The organism is Longimicrobium sp., assembly GCF_036280135.1.
Classification (GTDB): Bacteria; Gemmatimonadota; Gemmatimonadetes; order Longimicrobiales; family Longimicrobiaceae; genus Longimicrobium.
The window spans coordinates 1-2,310 of sequence record NZ_DASURI010000091.1; the positions used below are offsets into that span (position 1 = coordinate 1).

The 2,310-nt window shown below is 70.9% G+C and carries 1 protein-coding gene and 1 pseudogene; one reads left to right on the top strand and one right to left on the bottom strand.

Going from position 1 to position 2,310, the window contains the following annotated elements:
• Window positions 1–335 (top strand): annotated as a pseudogene (locus tag VFZ20_RS03015) (dynamin); the annotation flags it as partial.
• Between the two features lie 257 nt (window positions 336–592).
• Here VFZ20_RS03015 and VFZ20_RS03020 read toward each other — a convergent pair.
• Window positions 593–2,089, bottom strand: a complete 1,497-nt coding sequence (locus VFZ20_RS03020) for a PAS domain-containing sensor histidine kinase (protein WP_329682345.1) — start codon at window positions 2,087–2,089, stop codon at window positions 593–595.
• Between the last annotated feature and the right edge of the window lie 221 nt (window positions 2,090–2,310).

Genomic DNA, 2,310 nt, shown 5'->3' on the forward strand with positions numbered 1-2,310 from the left:
TCATGACGGCCGCCCTCACGAGCGCCGCGGCCGACATCACGGGCATCGTGCTGGCGAGCGTGCTGGCGGCCACGGGCCTGTACGTGCTCCCCGCGCGGCGGCGGCAGGCCAAGGCCGACTTTTCGCGCAAGGTGGCCGAGGTGCGCACGCGGCTCAACGAGACGCTCACGCGGCAGGTGCACGCCGCCATCGGCGACTCGCAGGAGCGGGTGAACGAGTCCATCGCCCCGTACCGCCGCTTCGTGCAGGTGCAGCAGGAGCAGCTCAACGAGGCCCGCGGCGAGCTCGTCGCGGCCGAGGATGCGCTGCTGCGCCTGCGGACGGAGATCGGGTGAAACGTGCGTGAGTGCGGGAGTGCGTGAGTTCGGGATTGTCATCTCTCCGGGGGCCGGCTCCGAGCCTGAGCGGCTGAAGCCGCCGCTGGGACAGCGGTAAGCCCCGTCTCGCGCTGACGCGCTCCGCGAACGAGGCTTCAACCGACCGGACACGAAGCTCGCGCCGCACACGATGCCCGTCCGAAGTTTACACCCTCTCCCGCGCAGTTTGCGGGAGAGGGTGCGAGCTTTAGCGAGCGGGTGAGGGCCCCTCGCCCTCATTCCTCCAGCGGCAGCGTCAGCGTGAACACCGACCCCTGCCCCGGCGTGCTTTCCACCACGAGGTCGCCGCCCATGCCGCGCGCCAGGTCGCGGCTGATGGCCAAGCCCAGCCCCGTCCCCGCCGGCCCGCCCGTGAGCGTGCGGCCCAGCTGCACGAACGGCTCGAAGATCGACTCCGCCTCGTCCGGCGAGATACCGATGCCCGTGTCCTCCACCCGCACCAGGCCCATCCCCTGCCGCGCGGCGCACGCCACGGTCACGCGCCCGCCCGCCTCGGTGAACTTGACGGCGTTGGACACCAGGTTCAGCAGGATCTGCTGCACCCGCAAACGGTCCGCCCGCACGCACACGCCGGGGCAGGGGATCACCACCATCCGCAGCTCGCGCGCGCCGGCCTGCGGCTCCACCATGGCCGCCACGGCCTCCAGCGTCTCCGCCAGCTCCACGGAGGTGATCTCGAACTGCGTGTTGCCGCTCTCCAGCCGGCCGTAGTCCAGGATGTCGTTGATGATGGACAGCAGGTGCCGCTGGCTGGCCGTGATGCGCTCCAGGTCGCGCGCCTGCGGCTCCGTCACGGGGCCGTGCACCTCCAGCGCCAGCAGCTCCGCGTACCCGCCGATGGCGTTGAGCGGCGTGCGCAGCTCGTGCGACATGGACGTGAGGAACTCGCTCTTGGTGCGGCTGGACGCCTCGGCCGCGGCAATGCGGCGCGCGTCCTCCATGGCGCGCTGGCTGGCCTCGCGCCGCTCCGTCAGGTCGCGCGTGACCTTGGCGAAGCCCACCAGCTCGCCCGTGGGGTCGCGCAGGGCCGTGATCACCACGCTGGCCCAGAAGCGCGCGCCGTCCTTGCGCAGCCGCCATCCCTCCTCCTCGTACCGCCCCTCGCGCGAAGCCACCTCCAGCTCCCACGCGGGCTTGCCGCGGTCCACGTCGTCCAGGGGATAGAAGACGGAGAAGTGGCGGCCGATGATCTCCTCGGCCGTGTAGCCCTCGATGCGCTGCGCCCCGTCGTTCCAGCTGCTGATGCGCCCCTCGCGGTCCAGCATGAAGATGCCGTACTCGCGAACGCTCTGCACCAGCATCTGGAAGCGGTCCTCGCTCTGCCGCAGCAGGTCCTCCGTGCGGCGGCGCTCCGTGAGGTCGCGCGTGACCTTGCCGTAGCCCACCAGCACGCCGTCCGCGTCGCGCAGGGCCGTGATGACCACGTTGGCCCAGAAGCGCGACCCGTCCTTGCGCACGCGCCACCCCTCCTCCTCGTACACGCCCGTGCGCGCGGCCACCTCCAGCTCCCACGCCGGCTTGCCCGCGGCCTGCTCCTCGGGCGGATAGAAGACGGAAAAGTGCTGCCCCACGATCTCGGCGCGCGTGTAGCCCTTGAACCGCTGGGCCCCCGCGTTCCAGGTGAGGATGTGCCCGCCCGGGTCCAGGGCAAAGATGGCGTAGTCGCGCACGCTCTCCACCAGCAGCTGGTAGAGGGTCCGGTCCGCCTCCATGGCCCTTGTCCGTTCCGCGCCGTCCCGATCCCGCTCCGGCCCCCGACCTTCGTGTGTCGCCATGCCTCTCGCTTCCGGACCACGGACCTCGCACCGCCGCTCGCCTTGTGGGGAATATTACGGACAGGACCCTGCCGCAACTGCCGCGCCGTGCGGAATTTCGCGCAAACCTTGGACAATAAAGTGTGCGATTTCGCCTGTTTCGCGGCTGGCCCGGCCCG